This is a genomic window from Paenibacillus sp. FSL H3-0333, assembly GCF_038002805.1.
Classification (GTDB): Bacteria; Bacillota; Bacilli; order Paenibacillales; family Paenibacillaceae; genus Paenibacillus_AQ; species Paenibacillus_AQ silagei.
Genome location: NZ_JBBODG010000001.1, coordinates 6,993,210 through 7,013,223, shown reverse-complemented (window position 1 = coordinate 7,013,223; position 20,014 = coordinate 6,993,210). Strand labels below are relative to the sequence as shown.

The window sequence follows — 20,014 nt, the reverse complement described above, 5'->3', positions numbered from 1 at the left end:
CCCCGGAGCGTGGCCGGGATCGCGGGCTGGTGCTTTTTGCAATAGTGTTTCTACTATATAGAAGGAAATAAGAGGAACCATACATAGATTGTTAGATTCCCGGGTGGAGGGAGCGGATTCGCGGCTGGAATAACACTTCTCTTCATGCTTGTCATGCCCGTCTGCATATTGAGGCCAAGTCCTTCATAGACATGTACTAATCAATGCATTCAAAACAGGTTAAGGGGATGATGTCATGCGCCGGATAACATGGGTACTCGCGATCATTATGAGCGTGGCCTTAGTATTGGCGGGGTGCGGGAAGAAGGATGCCGCCTCTGTGGTCAAGGATCTGAATCAAGTGTCTGACAAGCTGGAGAGCAAGCAGGGAGCTTATCAGGGCTCAGGCACGATGACCTTGTACACCGGGGAGCAGCCGCAGGATTACAAGGTGGAGGTATGGTATAAGAATCCTTCGTATTACCGGATCAGCCTGTCGAACGTCCAGAAGGATGTGAAGCAGATTGTGCTGCGCAATGATGAGGGCGTATTCGTCCTTACCCCAAGCCTGGGCAAAAGCTTCCGCTTCCAGAGCGACTGGCCGGACAGCCAGGGTCAGGTGTATCTGTACCAGACGCTGCTGAAGGGAATTGTCTCCGACAACAACCGGCAGTTCGTGGAGGACGGGGATAATTATGTGTTCGAGGTCGCTGCGAACTATCAGAGCAGTGCGCTGGTCCGCCAGAAGATCTGGCTGAACAAAAAGACCTATGAGCCGAAGCAGGTGCAGGTATCGGATTCCGAAGCCAAGGTTGTGGTGAATGTGACCTTCGACAGCTTCAAGTTCGATCCGGAATTCACAGCAGATTCCTTCGATATGCAGAAGAATATGGCGGCCGGCAGCCCTTCCGAGAACACGATGGCGGAAGTGGACCAAGAAGGTAATCCGGTGGTCTCTGAAGATGGTGAACAGGCCGGTGAGCCGGTTACGGCCGAGCTGGGCGACTTCGGAATCATTGAGCCGGCTTACATTCCGGCCGGTGTGAAGCTGAAGGACACGAACAAAATTGAAGGCAGCAAGGACCATGCGGTGCTGATCCGCTATGACGGTGTCTACCAGTATACGATTATGGAAGCCCGTCCGCTGGACCGTGCGGTGTCGCTGGCTCCCGGAACATTGGTCGATCTGGGCTTCACGGCAGGCCTGCTTAGCGGGGATGAGCAGCAGACGCTGACCTGGATGAGCGAGGGTGTAGAGTACCGGATTACAAGCGCAAATCTGCCAGTTACGGAAATGATGCAAATAGCCGCTTCTATGGAGGAACAATCGGGTAAATAAAAAACAGTGGGCGGATACTGCGCAAGGTGGGAATCATTCCTCTACCCGCGGTATCCGTTTTTTGTCTACATCTGCTCACATTGACAGCGGCCTTCACGAGCATTACCATTGGCAGTAAGACTTCTGATCTGTGCGAATAAGGCAGAGATGTTTTACTACAATGTAAGAAGGTGACCTGAAGTGAAGGCAAGCTATCGGCCGACAGCAGCCGAGATTAACCTGGATGATTTGCGTGCCAACTACGAAGCTTTTCGCGGCGTATTGCCGCAGGAGACCAAGTTCATGGGATGCGTCAAAGGAAATGCGTATGGACATGGAGCAGTGGAAGTGACGCGGGAGCTGGAGCGGCTTGGAGCGGACTACGTCAGTGTTGCTTTTCTCGATGAGGCATTGGAGCTGCGTCAGGCGGGAATACTACTTCCTATCCTGGTGCTGGGCTATACTTCACCGGAAGGCATTGCCGTAGCCTGGGAGAACAATATTACCGTTACACTGTTCACACCGGAGGTACTGGAAGCGGTTAGCGCCCTTCCTATAGAGAAGGAGCACCGGCTGAAGGTACACATCAAGATTGACAGCGGAATGGGCAGACTGGGATTATTGCCGGAGGATGCGCCCGCATTCATCGCTGAGGTGCATGCGGTGGAACAGGCGGAGCTGGAGGGCATGTTCACCCATTTTGCCAGAGCAGACGAACACAACAAAAGCTATACACTAATGCAGCACCGACGTTTCATGAGCGTGGCGGAAGCGCTTCGGGACATGAACATTACCATCCCGATCATACATACGGGCAATAGCGCTACGGCCATTGATACACCTCTACTATCCATTAACATGGTGCGTGTAGGCATAAGCTTGTACGGATTCTACCCCTCGGCTGAGGTGAACCGTGAGCTGGTGGCCTTGCACCCGGTAATGACGCTGAAGACGCAGGCTGTATATGTCAAAACCCTGCCGCCTGACTCAGGCATCAGCTACGGCACCCGGTACTTCACGGCAGGCGATGAGGTTATCGCTACGCTCCCCGTGGGGTACGCTGACGGATATTCCCGCATGCTAACAGGCAAAGCGGAGGTGCTAATACGCGGACGCCGCGTTCCTGTCGTCGGAACGATCTGCATGGACCAGTGTATGGTATCACTGAAATCTTTCGCTCTAGAAGCGGAACAAATCAAAGCAGGCGAAGAGGTTGTACTCATCGGCCGCCAGGGCACCGAGTCGATCACGGCAGATGAACTGGCGCTCCATTTAGGGACGATCCACTACGAAGTAATCTGTATGCTGGCTCACCGGGTACCGCGCGTGTATGTACGCCATGGTATGCTACCCAACCTCGTTAATCCCTTGCTGCAAGCCTAATACCCTGACCAGATACCTAGTACAGGAACTGAATATAAGGAACGTACCGTATAGAGCTTGTGACTTATAGTCTATACGAACCGCCATTTCTAGTTTATAATGGGATGCAGCATACTTGATATACTGGCGGCATATATTCCTTGTATAAAATTCCTTGTATATTGTAACACTGGAACACAAGGGCAGAAGGTTTGTGGGGGTGGAAGAGAAGGTGGCCAATTTGCAGAACACCAAAAGAATCATGATCAGCTTGCCCGATCATCTCTTGCAGGAAGTAGATGGGATCGTTCAACTGGAGAACTCTAACCGTAGTGAATTGATCAGGCAGGCCATGAAGCTGTACTTGAGCGATCGGAGGAAACGCACCATCCGCGAGTCCATGCAGCGGGGCTATATGGAAATGGCTAAGATTAATTTGACCATGGCATGCGAGGCCTTTCTCGCTGAGGAAGATGCAGACAGTACTCTTGGCCGCTTAGTAAGCGGGGTGTAACTATTGATTGTTAAACGCGGCGATGTTTTTTTTGCCGACCTTTCACCGGTTGTGGGTTCTGAGCAAGGTGGAGTAAGGCCGGTACTGATTATTCAGAACGATATTGGCAATCGTTTCAGCCCGACTGTGATTGTGGCAGCTATCACTGCCCAGATCCAGAAGGCCAAGCTGCCGACTCACGTGGAGATTGATGCGGCTGCACATGGCTTTGACCGGGATTCCGTGATTCTGCTGGAGCAGGTTCGTACCATTGACAAGCAACGCTTAACGGATAAAATCACCCACTTGGACGATGAGACCATGAAGCTGGTGGATGATTCGCTGCAAATCAGCCTGGGGCTGATTGATTTCTGAACCCTACGGGGATATAACATCAACCATCGTAATAAAAGGCAGGCTGGATTGATTCCGGTGCTGCCTTTTTTGGCGTTCGTCCATATATACTTATTGATATACCCGAGGATAGATGAGTAGTGGCGGCGAGGGTTGTGCATGGGCACGACCGGGTGATATAATTGTACCGATCGGTCGGTCTAGAGGAGGGATAACCATTAAGGGACGTTCAGATGGAGAAGAAACGAAGAGCCGGATTCTGGAGCATGCCTCCAGTTTATTTGCGCAAAAGGGCTACGGCGCTGTAAGCATGAACGAGGTATGCACAGCCGCGAAGGTCAGCAAGGGCAGTCTGTATCACCATTTTCCGGGCAAGGATGAATTGTTCCTGTACGTGGTGGAGGTGGATACCCAGAATTGGCTGAATGAGTGGGAGGAGCTGCGGAGCGGGATTAGCGGAACGGAGGCCCGTCTATACGCGCTGGGGGATCACTATGCAAAGGATATCCAGAATCCGCTGATTCATGCCCTGGAGGAATACGGCAGATCCCATACACTGTCGAAGGAGATCAGCGAGCGCCTTTCACATATTTTCGAATCGGTAACAGAGGCCTGCCGTGTGCTGCTGCAGGAGGGGATGGATTCCGGTTACTTGATCCGTGGTGACCTGGATAACTATGTGATCACGCTTAGCGCTATGCTGGAGGGAATCAGCCGGGTCCATGAGATCACAGGTAAGACCGATACCCCGGAGACGATCAGGGCATACTACCGTGCGGGAATTCAGATCCTGCTTCAGGGGATTGGGTCCGGGAAGATGGAGCAATGAATAGAGATAACTGATGAATTGCAACTAGAGCATATAGTAAGGCTCTGGGATATACGGAGGGAAACACCATGTCATTACTGTTAAAAAACCGGGGAGCGATGCTGCTCCTGATGTTGAATATCTTTTTGGCGTTCACGGGGATTGGTCTAGTTGTCCCTATTATGCCTACCTATATGAACGAGCTGGGCATTGGCGGGAGTGTGGTCGGACTGCTGGTGGCAGCCTTTTCGCTGACGCAGCTGCTGGTCTCGCCCTTCGCCGGAAGACTGTCGGATAAGATGGGCCGCAAAAAAATCATTGTCGGCGGGCTGGCTGTATTCGCCTTCTCGGAGCTTCTGTTCGGTCTGGCCAATGCCTCCTGGGTGCTGTTCGTATCCAGAATGCTTGGCGGTATCGGTGCCGCGATGATTATGCCTGCGGTTATGGCTTATGTGGCAGACACCACTACCTCGGAGGAGCGGGCCAAGGGCATGGGCTTTATCAACGCAGCCATTACCACCGGCTTCATCATCGGGCCGGGAATCGGCGGCTATCTTGCGGAGCTGGGCATTCGCGTCCCCTTCTTCGTCGCTGCTGGGGCAGCCGCCATTGTTGCGGTTATCACCCTGTTAGTCCTGCCGGAATCGCGTTCAGCGGAGCTGCGCGAAGAATCAAGAACGATGGAAGGCAATAAGGATAGTCTAATCATGCAGCTCATGCGCTCGTATCGTGAGCCTTATTTTTTCGGATTAATTATTGTATTCGTGCTGTCCTTCGGACTGGCCAATTATGAGACGGTATTCGGACTGTTCGTAGATCATAAATTCGCGTTCACCCCTAAGGATATTGCGTTTGTTCTGACCTTCGGCTCCATTGCCGGGGCGGTGGTGCAGATTACCGCCTTCAGCTGGATTCTGAACAAATTCGGGGAGAGCCGGGTCATTTCCGCCTGTCTGCTGATCGCGGGCCTGTCGATTCTCCTGACCCTGTTCGTGCATGGCTTCGTAGCGATTGTTTCTGTGACCTTTGTTGTTTTTCTGGCTATGGATATTCTTCGCCCGGCGGTCGGCACCCAGCTCTCCAAGATGGCAGATGATTCGCAGCAGGGCCTGGTAATGGGAATGAATTCCGCGTATACGAGCCTTGGCAACATTGCCGGCCCGATTGTGGCGGGGGTTCTGTTCGATCTGGATATCAATTTCCCTTATGCGGTGGCTGCGCTGGTCTTGTTCATCAGCTTCATGTTGTCGGTTGGCTATGCCCGGCGGAGAAGAAGCAAGCAGGTTACTGCGGTGCGCTAGTATCCGGGGCATGAATAGAATAACGGACTTATGATTGCGGCTGCGCTATCCCGGTGGGGACGGTGCAGCCGCTTCTTCTTGTGTAAGGGACAAACTTTGGTCCTGCGGCAAACTGTGATAGTATTTCAGTAGAGAGTTATGAACTCAGACTGTGTATAGAAAGAGGGATCTACTTGAGCGTTGATACGAATCAGGCGGCGAAGGCGGCGGAAGATGCCGCTGACCGTCAGGAGCAGGAACTGATACTTGCAGCTATCGCGAAGGAGCTGGGCATCAGTCTGAAGCAGGTAAGAACAACGGTGGGACTGCTAGATGAGGGCAACACCATTCCGTTCATCGCCAGATACCGCAAGGAAATGACCGGGGAGCTGGACGAGAATGTCCTCCGCGATGTCGAAGAACGGCTCGGATATCTGCGTAACCTCGGTGACCGCAAGAAGGATGTGATCCGCAGCATCGAGGAGCAGGGCAAGCTTACTCCTGAGCTGCAGGCGAGCATCATGAAGGCGGTGAAGCTGCAGGAAGTGGAGGATCTGTACCGTCCGTTCAAGCAGAAGCGCAAGACACGGGCCAGTGTAGCCAAGGAACGGGGACTTGAACCGCTGGCGGATTGGGTGATGGAGCAGAGACGCCAAGGAGTTCCGTTGGAAGAGGCTGCGAAGTATGTCGATGCGGACCGGGGTGTGGAGAGTGCCGAGCTGGCGCTGCAAGGGGCGATGGATATCATTGCCGAGAATATTGCCGATGACCCGGCCATCCGTTCCTGGGTACGCCAGTATACAGCGAGTCAGGGGATTCTGGTCTCCGAAGCCAAGGATGCCCAGCAGGAAAGTGTATACGAGAATTATTATGCGTACCGGGAGCCTGTGCACCGGATCCCGCCGCATCGTATTCTCGCGATCAACCGCGGGGAGCGGGAGAATATCCTCAAGGTCGGCATCGAGGTGGTGCCGGACAAGATCCATGCGTTCATCATCCGCAAGCTGGTGAAGGGGCCTTCTCCGGTCAAGGAGCTGCTGGAAGCGGTGACCGAGGATGCCTACAAGCGGCTGATTGCCCCTTCTGTTGAGCGCGAGGTGCGCGGAGAGATGACAGAGAAGGGGGAGACGCAGGCGATCTCCATCTTCTCGGGCAATCTGCGCAGCCTGCTGCTGCAGCCGCCGGTGAAGGGACGGCATGTTCTGGGCGTCGACCCGGCCTACCGCACCGGCTGCAAGCTGGCCGTCGTGGACGATACCGGCAAGCTGCTGGAGGTAGCGGTCACGTATCCGACGCCGCCGAACAATAAGAAGCGGGAAGCGGCGGCCAAGTTCAAGGAGCTGATCGCCAAATATGGCATCCAGCTCATCGTGATCGGCAACGGCACCGGCTCGCGGGAGACGGAGCAGTTCACGGCCGAGGTCATTGCCGAGGTCGGCGATCCTGAGCTGGCCTACCTGATCGTTAACGAGGCAGGGGCCAGTGTGTATTCGGCCTCCAAGCTGGCGCAGGAGGAGTTCCCGGATCTGGATGTGGCGGAGCGCAGCGCCGCCTCCATCGCCCGCCGCGTGCAGGACCCGCTCGCGGAGCTGGTCAAGATCGACCCGAAGGCCATCGGTGTCGGGCAGTATCAGCATGATGTGTCGCAGAAGCATCTGGAAGAGAGCCTGAGGGGCGTCGTGGAGTCGGCGGTTAACCATGTCGGCGTAGACGTGAATACCGCTTCGGCCTCGCTGCTCTCCTATGTGGCAGGAGTGAATACGACGATTGCCAAGAATATTGTGAAGTTCCGCGAGGAGAACGGCAAGTTCACTACGCGCAAGGCACTGCAGAAGGTACCGCGCCTGGGCGCGAAATCCTACGAGCAGTGCATCGGGTTCCTGCGTATCCCCGGAGGCGACAATACGCTGGACCGCACGCCGATCCACCCGGAATCCTACGCGGTGGTCGACAAGTTGTTCCGCGAGCTGGGGCTGGATGTGAAGCAGCTCGGCAGCAAGGAGGTTGCAGAGCAGCTAAGCGCTCAGGATGCGGAGGAGCTGGCGGTGAAGCTTGCGGTGGGCGTGCCTACGCTGCGCGATATCCTGGAGAGTCTTCAGCGCCCGGGGCGCGACCCGCGCGAGGAGCTGCCGCTGCCCATCTTCCGCAAGGATGTGCTGAAGATGGAAGACCTGCTGCCCGGTATGGAAATGCAGGGCACGGTGCGCAACGTGATCGACTTCGGCGCCTTCGTCGACATCGGGATCAAGAACGACGGGCTGGTCCATATCTCCCAGCTTAGCGGCAGCTATGTGAAGCACCCGATGGACGTGGTCTCCGTCGGCGACAATGTCACCGTATGGGTACTCGGCGTGGATGTGAAGAAGGGCCGCGTCAGCCTGACGATGCGCCAGCCGCGCGAGGCGGGGAGCAGCGGGGAGTAGAAGTAGAGGACGTTACGGACTCAGAGGACCTTATTTTGCTGAAATCGGCGTTTTGTGGATCGTTTGCGGACTCAGGAGCCGTTAATACAGGCTTCGGAGCCTGTAATTAGGCCTGACAGCCTCATTAGCGTCTTCTGAGTCCGTTTAGGGTGACGAAAGAGGCATTTTATTGCAAATAACGGCCTCCTGGTCCGCAAACAACCGGAGAATGCAAATAAGCTGTGCTTTCCTTCAACAGGATTGCACAGTTTTTTTATTGTATAGGAAACTATAGTATCCTGCTGCTATGGAAAAGGTGAGTGTAAATTGCTTGAACCCGTATACAATTGGCTGGTACAGCGGCATATGGACCAAAATGTATATGAAAAACAGTAATGTGTTTGCACACAGGCGCATGGCCCGAATGTATGTGGAAAACAGCATATAATGTGTTCGCGCGAAGATAATCTTATTCATCCGCTAAGATGATTTGTTCTGTAATGGGAGACTTTAACTATTTAAGTTTGCCTGCGTTGGAATCTGGAAATTATTAAACTTTTTAATACGAAATCAAATTAGATTAAAAAAATTACGTATTTGGCAGGGAGTATTTTCTTATTTAATACATATTGTATAATTTACTTAAAATGGAGGGGATGCAAATGGATGATATTGACCTGCAAATCCTGGAGCTGCTAAAGAGGAATAGCCGGATGACCAGCTCCGATATCTCTAAACTGATTCATCTGTCGGTTCCATCCATTGCGGAGCGAATCCGGAAGCTGGAACGAAACGGGGTCATAGCGCAGTTCACGGTTAAGCTGGACCGTAAGGCTATGGGCAAGAACTGTGTAGTCTATATTTTCCTGCAGCTTAGCAACTCGGTGGAAACTCAAGGCTTCCGTGAGGGCATCATCCAATCCGATGAAGTACTGGAGTGTCATCATATTTCTGGTGAATATGATTATCTTCTGAAAGTGGCATTAGCAGATCTATCCGGTGTTGAGACCTTCATTACGCATACGCTTAAAGCCCGTTACAGCATTGTCCGGTCGAACACCATTTTCAGTCTATCTGCCCTGAAAGAGGAATAGAAGCGAAGGAGCGGTTATCTATGCCATGGGAATGGATATCGAAGGGTATGCTGCTGGGCCTGTCCATCGCGGCTCCCGTAGGGCCTATCAGTATTTTGTGCATCCGAACGACAATTACCAGAGGATTCAGAACAGGGCTGTACAGCGGGCTGGGTGCGGCAACCGCAGATGCCGTCTACGGCATACTGGCAGGATTGGGATTGACAGCTTTGACCGCAGCTCTAATGAATTACAACATTATATTGCAGGTGCTTGGCGGATTGTTTATTTGCTGCTTTGGCATAAGATCGTTACTGCGGGTTCCATCCAGGGAAGAACCGCAGTCCCCTGCCAGCCCAGGTCTACTGGGCTCTTATGCGATGACATTTCTGCTGACGCTGTCTAACCCGATGACGATTATGTTTTTTCTGGGCGTATTCGGAGCTTCTGGTGTTCTACTGTCGCATAAGCTCACAGATATGGTGTTTCTGGTTACAGGCGTGTTCCTGGGCTCGGCACTATGGTGGGTCCTCCTCTCAGGAGCGGCTGCGCTGCTTCGGAATAAGGTACTGGAGGGACCCTTTAAGCTCTCCCTATTTAACAAAATGTCCGGGGGAGTACTGTTTGTATTCGGTGTAGTTACCCTTGTGAAATCCGCAGCTGTGTTTTTGTAACGAGGACGCTAGGCGCCACCAGCTCACCAGTATAAAACAACTATAGTTATTCAGGAACGGAAGCCCCCTGCCAGGCAGTGTTATGATAGACAAAAACAGAAGGTGGCGAACGTTGATTGAATAACAGAATCATCCGGCAGTTTACGCAGGACGATATGGCGGCGCTTGGCGTGATGTACGAGCAGGTGTCGGCGCAGGAGGATGTGCTGTTCTGGTGGGTCGGGGATGAGAGCAACTGGGAGAATGTCTTCTGCGCTTTTGAAGGGGAGCAGATGGTGGCCAAGGGCCAGCTGCAGATATTTAACGTGGTGCCACCGGGACGCGCAGCGGAGAGTAAACACAAGATTTTCGTGAATCTGAAGACATTGCCCGGACGGGAAAAGGATCTGGAGCTGCGTGACAGCGTCTACGCCCTTCTGCTGGAACGGGCCCAGGTGATGAAGCGTACGCTGCCCCCGGAATATGGAACCCTCCTGTGCACAGGCAATTATGCGGCGGAGGAGAGCTGCCGTGCTTATTTCGCAAAGCATCTTGGTTACCTGCCGGATAGCTGCTTGTATACGCTCCAGCGCGACCTTCGTGAACCCGTCCATGCGGTGGAGCTGGAGGAAGGTCTTGAATTAACTAGTTCGCCTATGGATTCACCGGAGCAGCGGGCGGCTTATCTGGAGCTGGAGGCGAAGATCTGGCCGGAGACCCCGCTCGGAATGGAGCGTCTGCTGGAATATCAGGAGCATCCGCTCTGGACATCGATGGTTGTGCGGGATGCAGGCCGGGTGGCGGGCAGTCTGATGGTCTGGCAGGAAGAGGAGCTTGGCATCATCGAGGATGTATTTGTCTGTAAGCCCTGGAGAAGAAGAGGCATTGCCAAGGCGCTGCTGAGTCGTGCGTTAATGTATCTTCAAGAGAAGGGTCTGGAGCAGGCGCAGCTGGTCGCACTGACCACGAATGATTCCGCGCTGTCTCTGTACCGGTCAGCTGGGTTCCAGACCGGGCGTCAGGAGATCCGGTACTATAAGGAGCTGGACTAAGCGCTAACCAGTCAGCCGCAGGCCGCGCTAACCAGCCGATCCAGAGTGTGAGATCTTCAGTCCGCAACGGGTGGACTTACTGGTTCATGGATATTGTGAAATCAAGCATTACGAATAGCGCACCAGCCAAATATCCGGCGGTGCGCTCTTTGTGGTGATCTAGTTAGGTGGAGGCTGTTACTTTATGACTCCGGAAGAAGCTGAAGCCGCCGAGCCTGGTGTAGCTTGGGCTACTGCCGTATAGCCTTCCGGCAGATAGGTGACGGCGGTGCCTGCCGAGATGACCTGCGGGTTCATGGACCCGGGCTTCGGTGAGGTTACCTTGAAGTAGATCACTGCGGTTTTGTCAGCGCCGAACTCAATCCGTTCAATGACCAGGCCATATCCCGGGTTCGGCAGATTGGATACGGTCACCGTAGCTTTGTTGACACCGGCGGCGGCTTTATCCAGTGTAACAGCGGCATCGTATGTGTCGGACGGAGCCGCAATGTTCTCATCCATCATAATCACTTCCTTCACGAATTTGGCCGCATCGTAGACCAGGACGGCAGCTTCTGCACGGGTAACCGCCTCGTCCGGACGGAAGGTGTTGTTCTTCTCCAGCGTGACCAGTCCGGTGTTAATCAGAATCTGCAGGCTGTTCATCTCTGAGGCGGACAGCTTGCCGCCGTCCGTAATGTTGGCATACATCTCCGTATACGCGAAATCTCCTTTGTTCTGTAGCGCCTGAAGCAGCAAGTGTGCGAACTGGACACGTGTCATCACAGCATTAGGGTCAATAGACCGCTCCAGCATTAAGCCGCTTTCTTTGGCCTTCAGGAATGCGGAGGCATACCAGGCGGTATTTTTTACGTTGTCAAAATAATCGCTGGCCTTCTTGCCAGAGGGTTGCTGCGGAGCAAGCTTCAGGCCGCTCACCATGAACTGCACGCCTTGCGCATACGTAAGGCTGGACTTCGGCGCGAACTTGTCGCTGGTCACTCCGTTAAGGATGCCCTCCTGATGAAGTGCATTGATTTTGGCTTCCGCCGCGTGGCCCTTCAGATCTGAGAAAGCGGAAGCCGGTGCCCCGATCGCTAAGGTTGCCGCCAGAATGCTACAGGCCAGCGAGATTTTGGCCGTGCGCATCCGGGTTAATGTATTCTTCATTGTACATCACCTCGTATCCTCTTAGATGGGTTTCAGGAGCAAAAGGTTGCAGCCCATCACTCCATAGATGGAATTATTATTCTCTAACCCCGCAGCGGTGATTCGCCGGAGGTCCAAACAATTCATCATGTGTCAATTTTCACCTACCGAAAGTCGAATCTTCGCCTGAATTCAGCTACTTTTGCAGCCGAAAAGGTCAATATACGATGATTAAAAGGTAATATACGGTGAGACAGGGTGCGGAAGAAAAATTATAATAATGATAACGCTTTCGTGAAAAAGAGGGGGGTAAGTCAAATGAGAAAAAAGAGTATTCTTGCCTTGATGCTGGCAGGCGCTTTGGCAGGACTATCACTCACAGGCTGCAGCAGTAAGGGAAACAGCCCGGATGCGGGGAACGACGGCAGCAACACGCCGGAGGGGAAGACGAAGCTGAAGGCGATTATCGTGAAGCATTCACTGACCAAAGATGTCACGCAAATGAAATGGCTCGCTGAAATAGAAGAGAAGGCGAATGTCGAAATTGAATGGCAGCAAATCTCTGCGGACTGGGATCAGAAGAAAAGTGCCCTGTTTGCCAGCGGTGAAATTCCGGATTTGCTGTTCAATGCGACCGCAAACTCCGATTTTGTACAATTCAACGGGTTGTTCGAGGATCTGGGCCCGCTGATTGAGAAGGACGCTCCTAATATTCAAAAGATGTTCAGCGAGCACCCGGAATTGAAAACGCTTGCTACTCAAATTGACGGGAAGCTCTACGGTACTCCGCGTTATAAGGGGATCTGGCCCGGCTCCACCGCCTCAATGTTCATTAACAAAACCTGGCTCGACAATCTCGGCCTTCAGGTGCCTACGACTTGGGATGAGCTAGAGACTGTGCTGCTTGCCTTCCGCGAGGGAGACCCGAATCAGAACGGGGACAAGACGGATGAGATTCCGATGGACTTCAACCCGATCGGCTGGGATTTCACACCGAAGCTGCTGCTGGGCAGTCTTGGGCTGCCTCTGTCCAACGGGGCGAGCGACGGCTACTTCACCGAAGGGGCCCAGGTTAAGAATTTCTATGTAGATGAGCGGTTCAAGACACTCATGCAATTCCTGCAGAAGCTGTACAGCCAGAACCTGATCAGCAAGGAAGTGGTCACGCAGGATTACTCCAAATACCAGTCCGTTGCCCGCGGGAATGGAACTACAGCCAAGGTCGGATTCACCTGGGGCTGGGAGACAGGAGACCGCTTCGGCAATGAGCTGAAGGATCAATATGTGACCCTGCCGCAGCTGAAGCAGCATGCAGATTCTACGAATGAGCTGTACTGGAGCAATGACTACTACTACCAGAATTACGGCTCCAATGCGGTGTCGGTCAGTGCCCGCTCTAAGAACAAGGAAGCCGCGATGCGGTTCATCGATGCTTTTTATGAGCCGGTGGTGAGTCTGCAGGTCCTGTTCGGCGGGATGAATGACACAGATAAGGGAATCAAGGATAACGGGGACGGCACGTATACGATTCTTCCTCCGGCGGATGCATCCCTCGACCCGGGCTCGTGGAAATGGACGAATTCGTTCGCGGATAACGGTCCGATGTACATTGCCGATGCGCTGAAGGACAAGGTGACGCTTGGCTCGGATATGCAGAATGTGCTGAAGGAGAAGGCCGTCTATGATGAGCTGCTGAACAAGGCGGACGAGAAGAGCAATGTCTATCCGCAGAACTTCATGAAGTACAGTACAGAGGACACCAACACCCTGGCAATGAATCAGGCGAACGTCAATAATATCACGGATCAAAAGTGGGCCAACTGGCTGACCACCAAGGTTGATATTGAGAAGGAGTGGGCTGCGTATGTCGCCTCCGTCAATAGCTCCGGCCTGGAGCAGAATCTGCAAATCCGCCAAAAGGCTTATGACGAATACCTCTCGACCTTGAAATAGTGGACTTGAATGGAAGGGGCGCTCCCAAATGAAACCAGCACAGACCACGGTGCCGCATCAGACGCTGCGCGGGAACGGATGGCTTCGTAAGCAGGCCGGGCATTACCAGCTATGGCTGATGGTGCTTCCTGCGGTCATATATATCGCTATTTTCTGTTATGGTCCGATGTATGGCATCCAGCTTGCTTTTCGTGAATTTGATTTCAGTAAAGGACTGACGGGCGGGGAATGGGCCGGGTTCAAATATTTCGAGCAGTATTTCAACAGCCCGATGTTCTGGCCTACGCTGCGAAATACGTTTATCATTGCGTTTTTCTCCATCCTGCTGGGCTTCCCGATGCCGATTCTGCTGGCGCTGGTGGTTAACTCGATCCGCAGCAACCGACGCAAGCGTATCCTGCAGACTACGGTGTATATGCCTTACTTCATTTCTACCGTTGTTCTGGTTGCGTTGCTGCAGATTATGCTGTCTCCTACCACCGGACTGATCGACGGCTTCCTGAAGGCCTTGCACCTGATCCCTGCGGATACGAATCTCATAGGTGACCCTGGCGCCTTCGTTCCGGTGTATGTCATCTCTGCCATCTGGCAGGCCTGCGGCTGGAACAGCATTATCTTCATCGCCGCCCTGTCCTCGGTGGATGCGCAGCAGTATGACGCCGCCCGGATTGACGGGGCTAACCGCTGGCAGACCGTCTGGCACGTGGAGCTTCCGGCCATCCTGCCGACGATTATTATTTTATTGATTATGAATATGGGCAGCATACTCAGTGTAGGCTTCGAGAAGACTTTTCTTATGCAAAATAGTCTTAACAAGCCCGTCTCGGAGGTCATCTCCACGTATGTCTTCAATGTGGGCGTGAAATCCAACCAGTTCAGCTTCGGTTCAGCGGTCGGTCTATTCAATACCCTGATCAACTTCACGTTCCTGATGCTGGCGAATGCCCTGGCCAAAAAAACTTCAAAAATCAGTCTGATGTAGGGAGGAAATGGGATGTCAAACAGTCACGCCGCTCATTCGCAAAAGATACAGCATTCGGGCGGTATCGCAGACAGGCTGTATACGCTGGTGGTTGCGGTTATAAGCATCGCCGCGTTCATCATGGTCGCGTACCCGCTGTATTTCATCATCATAGCTTCCGTCAGCAACTCCACCATGGTGAACCAGGGACAGGTTATTCTATGGCCTAAGGACATTAACCTGTACGGCTATGAGCAGATATTCAAGGACTCCCGAATCTGGCAGGGGTATAAAAATACGATTATCTACACGGTGCTGGGCACGCTGCTCAATCTGCTGGTCACGCTCCCTGCGGCGTATGCCTTGTCCCAGCGGAAATTCCGGGCACGCAGGTTCATTATGCCGCTGTTTGTGATCACGATGTATTTTGGCGGGGGGATGATTCCTACCTATCTGCTTATCCGTGACCTGAATCTGTTGAATACGCCCTGGGTAATGATTGTGAACGGTGCCATTAGTGTATACAATCTGATTATTACAAGAACCTTCTTCGAGACCGCTATCCCGGAGGAGCTGCACGAAGCGGCTACCTTGGATGGCTGCTCGCACTTCCGTTATTTCATTTCGGTGGTGGTTCCGCTGTCCAAGGCAGTGATCTCCGTCATCACGCTCTATTATGTGGTGGGTCACTGGAACGACTTCTTCAACGCCTTGCTCTATATCAATACGGATAGCTTACAGCCGCTGCAGATCGTCCTGCGCAATATTCTGTTATCCAATCAGGCGTTCGCGGGCGGAGCCGGATCAGGTGCCGGGGCCGGTGCGGGCAGCTATGCCCAGCAGTTCGCGGATCAGATCAAATATGCGGTCATTATCGTATCGACGGTGCCGGTGCTGATTATCTATCCGTTTATCCAGAAGTACTTCGAGAAGGGCGTAATGATCGGTGCGGTGAAGGGCTGAGCGTATAGCTGACGCTGCGTGCAGCATCCGGTGGGCCGGGAGGAGGGAACCTCAGTGAAAAAAAGTCTTGAACTGCTCGATTCCATCGGCGAACCTGTATCTCAAGATATGAAGGAAAAGCTTATTCATGGCAGCAGACAATTCCGCATGAGTGTGCATGTAACCAAGCTATCCTCGCTCAATAATCTGGTGCTGTATTCCCACTGGCATGAAGAGCTGGAGCTGCTGTTCATGATCAAGGGCACGGCCAAATTCCATGTGGGGCAGGAGAAGCTGGTCGTCCAGAGCGGAGAGGCGGTCTTCATTCAGCCCAATATGCTGCATTCGGCGATCCGGGTGGATCAGGAGGAGATTATTTTCTGCGCGGTGCTGGTGCATTTCAATTTCCTCTCGAGCCTGGAGAATGACCAGATTCAGCAGCAGTATGTCTTCCCGCTCTTTCTCGACAACCGGCGTTATCCGCTGCTGATCGGGCGGGAGCTGGAGGAGAAGCTGCGGCTGATTCCACTGCTGGAGGAGGTGCGGGATCTCTATCAGCAAGAGACGCACGGCTATGAGATGCTGATTAAGGCCAGGCTGTTCGAGGTGCTGTACCGGCTGGAAAAGTGTGCGGCTGAGCATCCGCAGGCAGGACTGACCGGGCAGTCCCGGGGCGGCAACAGCTCGATGCTGGCCAAAAAAACGCTGGCCTACGTCCAGCAGAACTACAATAAGCGGATCACGCTCTCGGATATGGCGCAGCAGGTCAACATGAGCCCGTCGTACTTTTGCCGGTTCATGAAGAAGCAGTTCGATCTGTCCCCGATGGACTTCCTGAACGAATACCGGATCTCGGAGGCGGTTAGCCTGCTGGAGACCACGGATAAGAAGATCATGGAGATCTCCGGCATGACCGGCTTCAGCAATGTGAACCGGTTCACGGAGATGTTCAAGAAAACCTACGGCTGCCGCCCGATGGATTACCGGAACAGGCTGCGGCAGAGTAAATAGGCGCAAAGCAAGAAGAAGCTGTGCCAAAAGCCATGAAAAGGCTGCTTGGGACAGCTCTTTATTGCGGAGTAGGATCAACGTGAGTACTTACGTGGACGCTCCGCAAACGGACCGTTGTTCCAATCGCTGTGCTCTCCAGATTTTTTTCCTTCCCCTTATCGGTGAAAATCCGGAGAGCAAGGCGACCGCTGACGCTTTTACACAATCGTTCCGTCCGCTCCGCTGTTTAAGCGGTATACGAAGTACCCAACCCTAAGAGAATGTCAGATAAATTCTCTTTCAAAAGCAGAAAGCAGCGATTCTCCAATAACGGAAGAATCGCTGCTTTTGTAACGTTTAAAGTTCTTGAGAAATTTATCTACCTACAGATAGAGAATAGATATAGAAGCTTACTTCGCTGGAGCGGATGGATCAAGCCAGCGCGAACCCATTACAGGCTCAGCCGTTGCAGTGTAGCCTGCGGGCAGGTAAGTGGATACCGAGCCTTTGGTGATCACTTGCGGATACATTTTATCCGGGTCAGGCAGGGTTACCTTGAAGTAGATTACGGCTTTGGTGGCGCTGGTGAACTCTATGCGCTCTACCGCGAGACCGTAGCCGGGGTTCGGCAGGTTATCCACGGTGATGGTGGCTTTGTTGACGCCTTCAGCGACTTTGTCCAGGACTACATCAGAGACGTAATTGTTAGCCGGAACCGGCTCCGGCTCAGAAGGCTCATTGCCCGGATTGTTCGGCGTAATCACCCGGTCGGCGAATTCAGCGGCATCATGGATCATAACAGCGGCTTCAGCGCGGGTAATCGCATCGGACGGGCGGAATTTGCCGTTATCCAGCGTGAGTACCTTCGTGTTCAGCAGCACCTGCAGGCTGTAATTAACCTCTGGAGTAAGTTTATCGCCATCCTCAATCATGAAGAACATCTTGGTTACCGGGAAATTGCCCTTGCTCTGCAAGGCTTGGGTCAATAGATGGGCGAATTCTGCACGGGTCATCGGTGCATTCGGGTTGATATCCTTTGCCAGTGTCAGGCCGCTCTGCTTCGCAAGGGCGAAAGAGGAGGCGTACCAGGCATTATCTTTTACATTGTCAAAAAGCTGGCTGGCCTTAGTACTGCTGTCGGAACCGGCTTTCGGTGCAAGCGCCAATCCTTTTACAAGAAACTGTACGGCTTGCGCATTCGTCACTTTGGCATTGGGGGCAAACAGGTCACTCGTAATTCCGTTAATTACACCGGCGCTATGCAGTGTATTAATCTTGGTTTCGGCTGAATTTCCCTTGAGGTCCGAAAAGGCAAATGCGGACGCTCCGAACGATAAGCTGGCAGCCAGGATTCCGCACGCGATGCTCATTTTTTTTGCGTGCTTCGTTAGATTAGTTGGTTTCATTGTGCATCACCTCTATATACTCAGATGGTTCTTTACCGCGAAAAGTTGCAGTTGTCCGGAAAATAATACGAAAAAACTTAGGATAACGGGATAAACCGGGTGGACCACAGGTACAATTTATTTTGCGGATCGGTAAATCCTCTTTTATTCTGATCCAGGGCTGCGATTCTCTTCATCTCTTCATCGGACAGGGAGAAATCAAACAGCTCCAGGTTCTGTTTCAGCCTTGCAGGAGTAACGGACTTCGGAATCACAGCGATACCCCGCTCAAGGTTCCATCTCAGGATGACTTGCGCCGCAGTTTTATCATATTTGGCTGCCATTTCGGTGAGTACAGGGTGGGCAAGCATCTCCTGGTTACCGTGTCCAAAAGGGCTCCACGCGACATGCTGGATACCGTGCTTGCTCATATAATCATGAAGCGCCCCTTGCTGGAGCAGCGGGTTCGTCTGAATTTGATTCACTGCGGGAACAATGGTCCCCTGCTTCATGACCTTGTCCAGATGCTCCGGCTCAAAATTAGATACCCCAATCGCCCGGATCTTGCCCTCCTTGTATAAAGACTCCAGGATGTGCCAGCTTCCCAGATAGTGCTTGGCCGGCCAGTGGATCAGGTAGAGGTCAACATAATCCGTTTGGAGTTTCTGAAGGCTGGCTTCAAAAGCTTTACGGGTCTTTCGCCCCAGGTCCGTACTCCATACTTTGGTCGTAATAAAGAGCTCGCTTCGAGGGACACCCGATTTCTGAATAGCCCTGGCTATCAATTCCTCGTTGCGGTAAGCTGCCGCCGTATCCAGATGCCGGTACCCGTTTTGAAGCGCCCATACTAGAGCGTCTTCATTATTGTCTTTGATGTTATACACACCCAGACCCACCTTCGGCATCTGGACTCCGTTATTCAAAATGAAATGTTCCATTTCGCATCTTCCTTTCCTTTTGAGTTCGTATAACCAGCCCTCTTGGTCAACGATTATAGCATAAGAAGGCAACTAATCATCATTGGGAAAGAAAATCGAGACGGATGCACTTCGTAGGATTTTTATGAGAAAAGCAAAAAAATAATCCGGAGATAGCATGGGTTATGCTCTTTTCTCCGCTGTCGCACTCCGTATAATAATCATGCTTGCATTCACAAATATGAACCCATATAATTAAACCGAACAGTCGGTTTTTTAGGAGGAGTGAAATGAGTACACCAAAAGGTTCGGTAAAGCGGAGTATGATCCTAGACCAGGCGTTGGAGCTTTTTGTGCAGAAGGGATATGCCGCCACCTCGATGGAGGATATCGTCAAGCACACCGGGGTCAGCAAGGGCAGCATTTATTACCATTTTTCCAGCAAAGATGATTTGTTTGTGAGTATGGTCGAAAAAATCAACCGCGAATGGGTGGAGGAGTGGTCGGAGATTCGCCGCCAATTTCCGGAGGTCGGAAGCAGACTAATGGGAGCAAGCTTGCATTTTGTGAACAGCTTCCAGAGTCCTCTGACGAAGGTGGCTGAAGAGTTCTCGATGAATATGCAGGATGGTTACCAGGAGATACATCAGCGGCTGATTGAGATCTCAATGGTGCAGATTGAAGTATTTACCGAGATCTTCCGGGAGGGGATGGAGCAGCAGGTTTTTACTAAGGCGGACTCGAGCCGGCTGGCTGTGTTATTCACCAGTATGTTAAGCGGCTTGACGCTGTATCCCCAAGTGTTCCCCAAAGACGGGATGCACCAGCATACGCAAGAAGCGGTGGCTGTGTTATTGGAGGGAATTAAGAAGAAATGAATGGAGCGCAGCCTGTTCGAGTCGTTGAACCGCACTTCTCGGGCAGGCACACTTCATTTGATAATTATTAAACCGAACGGTCAGTT

The 20,014-nt window shown here is 52.7% G+C and carries 18 protein-coding genes; 15 read left to right on the top strand and 3 right to left on the bottom strand.

Annotated elements, in window-relative coordinates; genetic code table 11:
- Positions 1-235 precede the first annotated feature (235 nt).
- The 10 genes from MHH78_RS30705 to MHH78_RS30660 all read left to right on the top strand — a co-directional run bounded on the left by MHH78_RS30705 (position 236) and on the right by MHH78_RS30660 (position 10,774).
- On the top strand, positions 236-1,318 hold the full coding sequence (locus tag MHH78_RS30705) for a LolA family protein (protein WP_076079571.1): 1,083 nt from the start codon (positions 236-238) through the stop codon (positions 1,316-1,318).
- Between the two features lie 180 nt (positions 1,319-1,498).
- Positions 1,499-2,680 (top strand): alanine racemase, encoded by a 1,182-nt coding sequence (gene alr, locus MHH78_RS30700; RefSeq protein ID WP_341169908.1) that lies wholly within the window; start codon positions 1,499-1,501, stop codon positions 2,678-2,680.
- A gap of 211 nt (positions 2,681-2,891) precedes the next feature.
- Positions 2,892-3,173 (top strand): CopG family ribbon-helix-helix protein, encoded by a 282-nt coding sequence (locus MHH78_RS30695; RefSeq protein ID WP_036697455.1) that lies wholly within the window; start codon positions 2,892-2,894, stop codon positions 3,171-3,173.
- Between the two features lie 3 nt (positions 3,174-3,176).
- A complete protein-coding gene (locus tag MHH78_RS30690) occupies positions 3,177-3,527 on the top strand; it encodes a type II toxin-antitoxin system PemK/MazF family toxin (RefSeq protein ID WP_036697332.1) in 351 nt (116 codons plus the stop codon).
- Between the two features lie 112 nt (positions 3,528-3,639).
- Complete coding sequence (locus MHH78_RS30685; protein WP_341169907.1) at positions 3,640-4,335, top strand: TetR/AcrR family transcriptional regulator; 696 nt, start codon at positions 3,640-3,642, stop codon at positions 4,333-4,335.
- Positions 4,336-4,403: 68 nt separating this feature from the next.
- Positions 4,404-5,615 (top strand): MFS transporter, encoded by a 1,212-nt coding sequence (locus tag MHH78_RS30680; RefSeq protein ID WP_076079574.1) that lies wholly within the window; start codon positions 4,404-4,406, stop codon positions 5,613-5,615.
- A 239-nt stretch (positions 5,616-5,854) separates the two neighbouring features.
- A complete protein-coding gene (locus MHH78_RS30675; protein ID WP_445668109.1) occupies positions 5,855-8,017 on the top strand; it encodes a Tex family protein in 2,163 nt (720 codons plus the stop codon).
- Positions 8,018-8,658: 641 nt separating this feature from the next.
- Positions 8,659-9,090 carry an Lrp/AsnC family transcriptional regulator gene (locus MHH78_RS30670; protein WP_341169905.1) on the top strand — a complete coding sequence of 144 codons (432 nt, stop codon included), beginning with the start codon at positions 8,659-8,661 and terminating at the stop codon, positions 9,088-9,090.
- Positions 9,091-9,110: 20 nt separating this feature from the next.
- Entirely contained in the window at positions 9,111-9,743 is a 633-nt protein-coding gene (locus tag MHH78_RS30665) for a LysE family translocator (RefSeq protein WP_341169904.1), read from the top strand.
- A 116-nt stretch (positions 9,744-9,859) separates the two neighbouring features.
- Positions 9,860-10,774 (top strand): GNAT family N-acetyltransferase, encoded by a 915-nt coding sequence (locus MHH78_RS30660; protein ID WP_341169903.1) that lies wholly within the window; start codon positions 9,860-9,862, stop codon positions 10,772-10,774.
- A 177-nt stretch (positions 10,775-10,951) separates the two neighbouring features.
- Here MHH78_RS30660 and MHH78_RS30655 read toward each other — a convergent pair whose 3' ends face one another.
- Positions 10,952-11,923, bottom strand: coding sequence for an S-layer homology domain-containing protein (locus tag MHH78_RS30655; RefSeq protein ID WP_341169902.1), 972 nt, complete (start codon positions 11,921-11,923; stop codon positions 10,952-10,954).
- A 297-nt stretch (positions 11,924-12,220) separates the two neighbouring features.
- Here MHH78_RS30655 and MHH78_RS30650 point away from each other — a divergent pair, with 297 nt between their 5' ends.
- The 4 genes from MHH78_RS30650 to MHH78_RS30635 are packed head-to-tail and all read left to right on the top strand — an operon-like array spanning position 12,221 to position 16,769.
- A complete protein-coding gene (locus MHH78_RS30650) occupies positions 12,221-13,855 on the top strand; it encodes an ABC transporter substrate-binding protein (protein ID WP_341169901.1) in 1,635 nt (544 codons plus the stop codon).
- A 28-nt stretch (positions 13,856-13,883) separates the two neighbouring features.
- Complete coding sequence (locus MHH78_RS30645; RefSeq protein ID WP_339254090.1) at positions 13,884-14,837, top strand: ABC transporter permease; 954 nt, start codon at positions 13,884-13,886, stop codon at positions 14,835-14,837.
- Positions 14,838-14,849: 12 nt separating this feature from the next.
- The gene (locus tag MHH78_RS30640) at positions 14,850-15,779 is read left to right on the top strand and encodes a carbohydrate ABC transporter permease (RefSeq protein WP_341169900.1); all 930 of its coding nucleotides are present in this window, start codon (positions 14,850-14,852) and stop codon (positions 15,777-15,779) included.
- 54 nt (positions 15,780-15,833) lie between these two features.
- Positions 15,834-16,769: an AraC family transcriptional regulator gene (locus MHH78_RS30635; RefSeq protein WP_341169899.1), complete on the top strand. Its 936-nt coding sequence runs from the start codon at positions 15,834-15,836 to the stop codon at positions 16,767-16,769.
- A gap of 389 nt (positions 16,770-17,158) precedes the next feature.
- Here MHH78_RS30635 and MHH78_RS30630 read toward each other — a convergent pair whose 3' ends face one another.
- Together MHH78_RS30630 and MHH78_RS30625 are read right to left on the bottom strand one after the other, a co-directional pair.
- Entirely contained in the window at positions 17,159-18,154 is a 996-nt protein-coding gene (locus MHH78_RS30630; protein ID WP_341169898.1) for an S-layer homology domain-containing protein, read from the bottom strand.
- 77 nt (positions 18,155-18,231) lie between these two features.
- Positions 18,232-19,071, bottom strand: coding sequence for an aldo/keto reductase (locus tag MHH78_RS30625; protein WP_341169897.1), 840 nt, complete (start codon positions 19,069-19,071; stop codon positions 18,232-18,234).
- Positions 19,072-19,340: 269 nt separating this feature from the next.
- Here MHH78_RS30625 and MHH78_RS30620 point away from each other — a divergent pair, with 269 nt between their 5' ends.
- Positions 19,341-19,928: a TetR/AcrR family transcriptional regulator gene (locus tag MHH78_RS30620; protein WP_036723275.1), complete on the top strand. Its 588-nt coding sequence runs from the start codon at positions 19,341-19,343 to the stop codon at positions 19,926-19,928.
- The last annotated feature ends 86 nt before the right edge of the window (positions 19,929-20,014 follow it).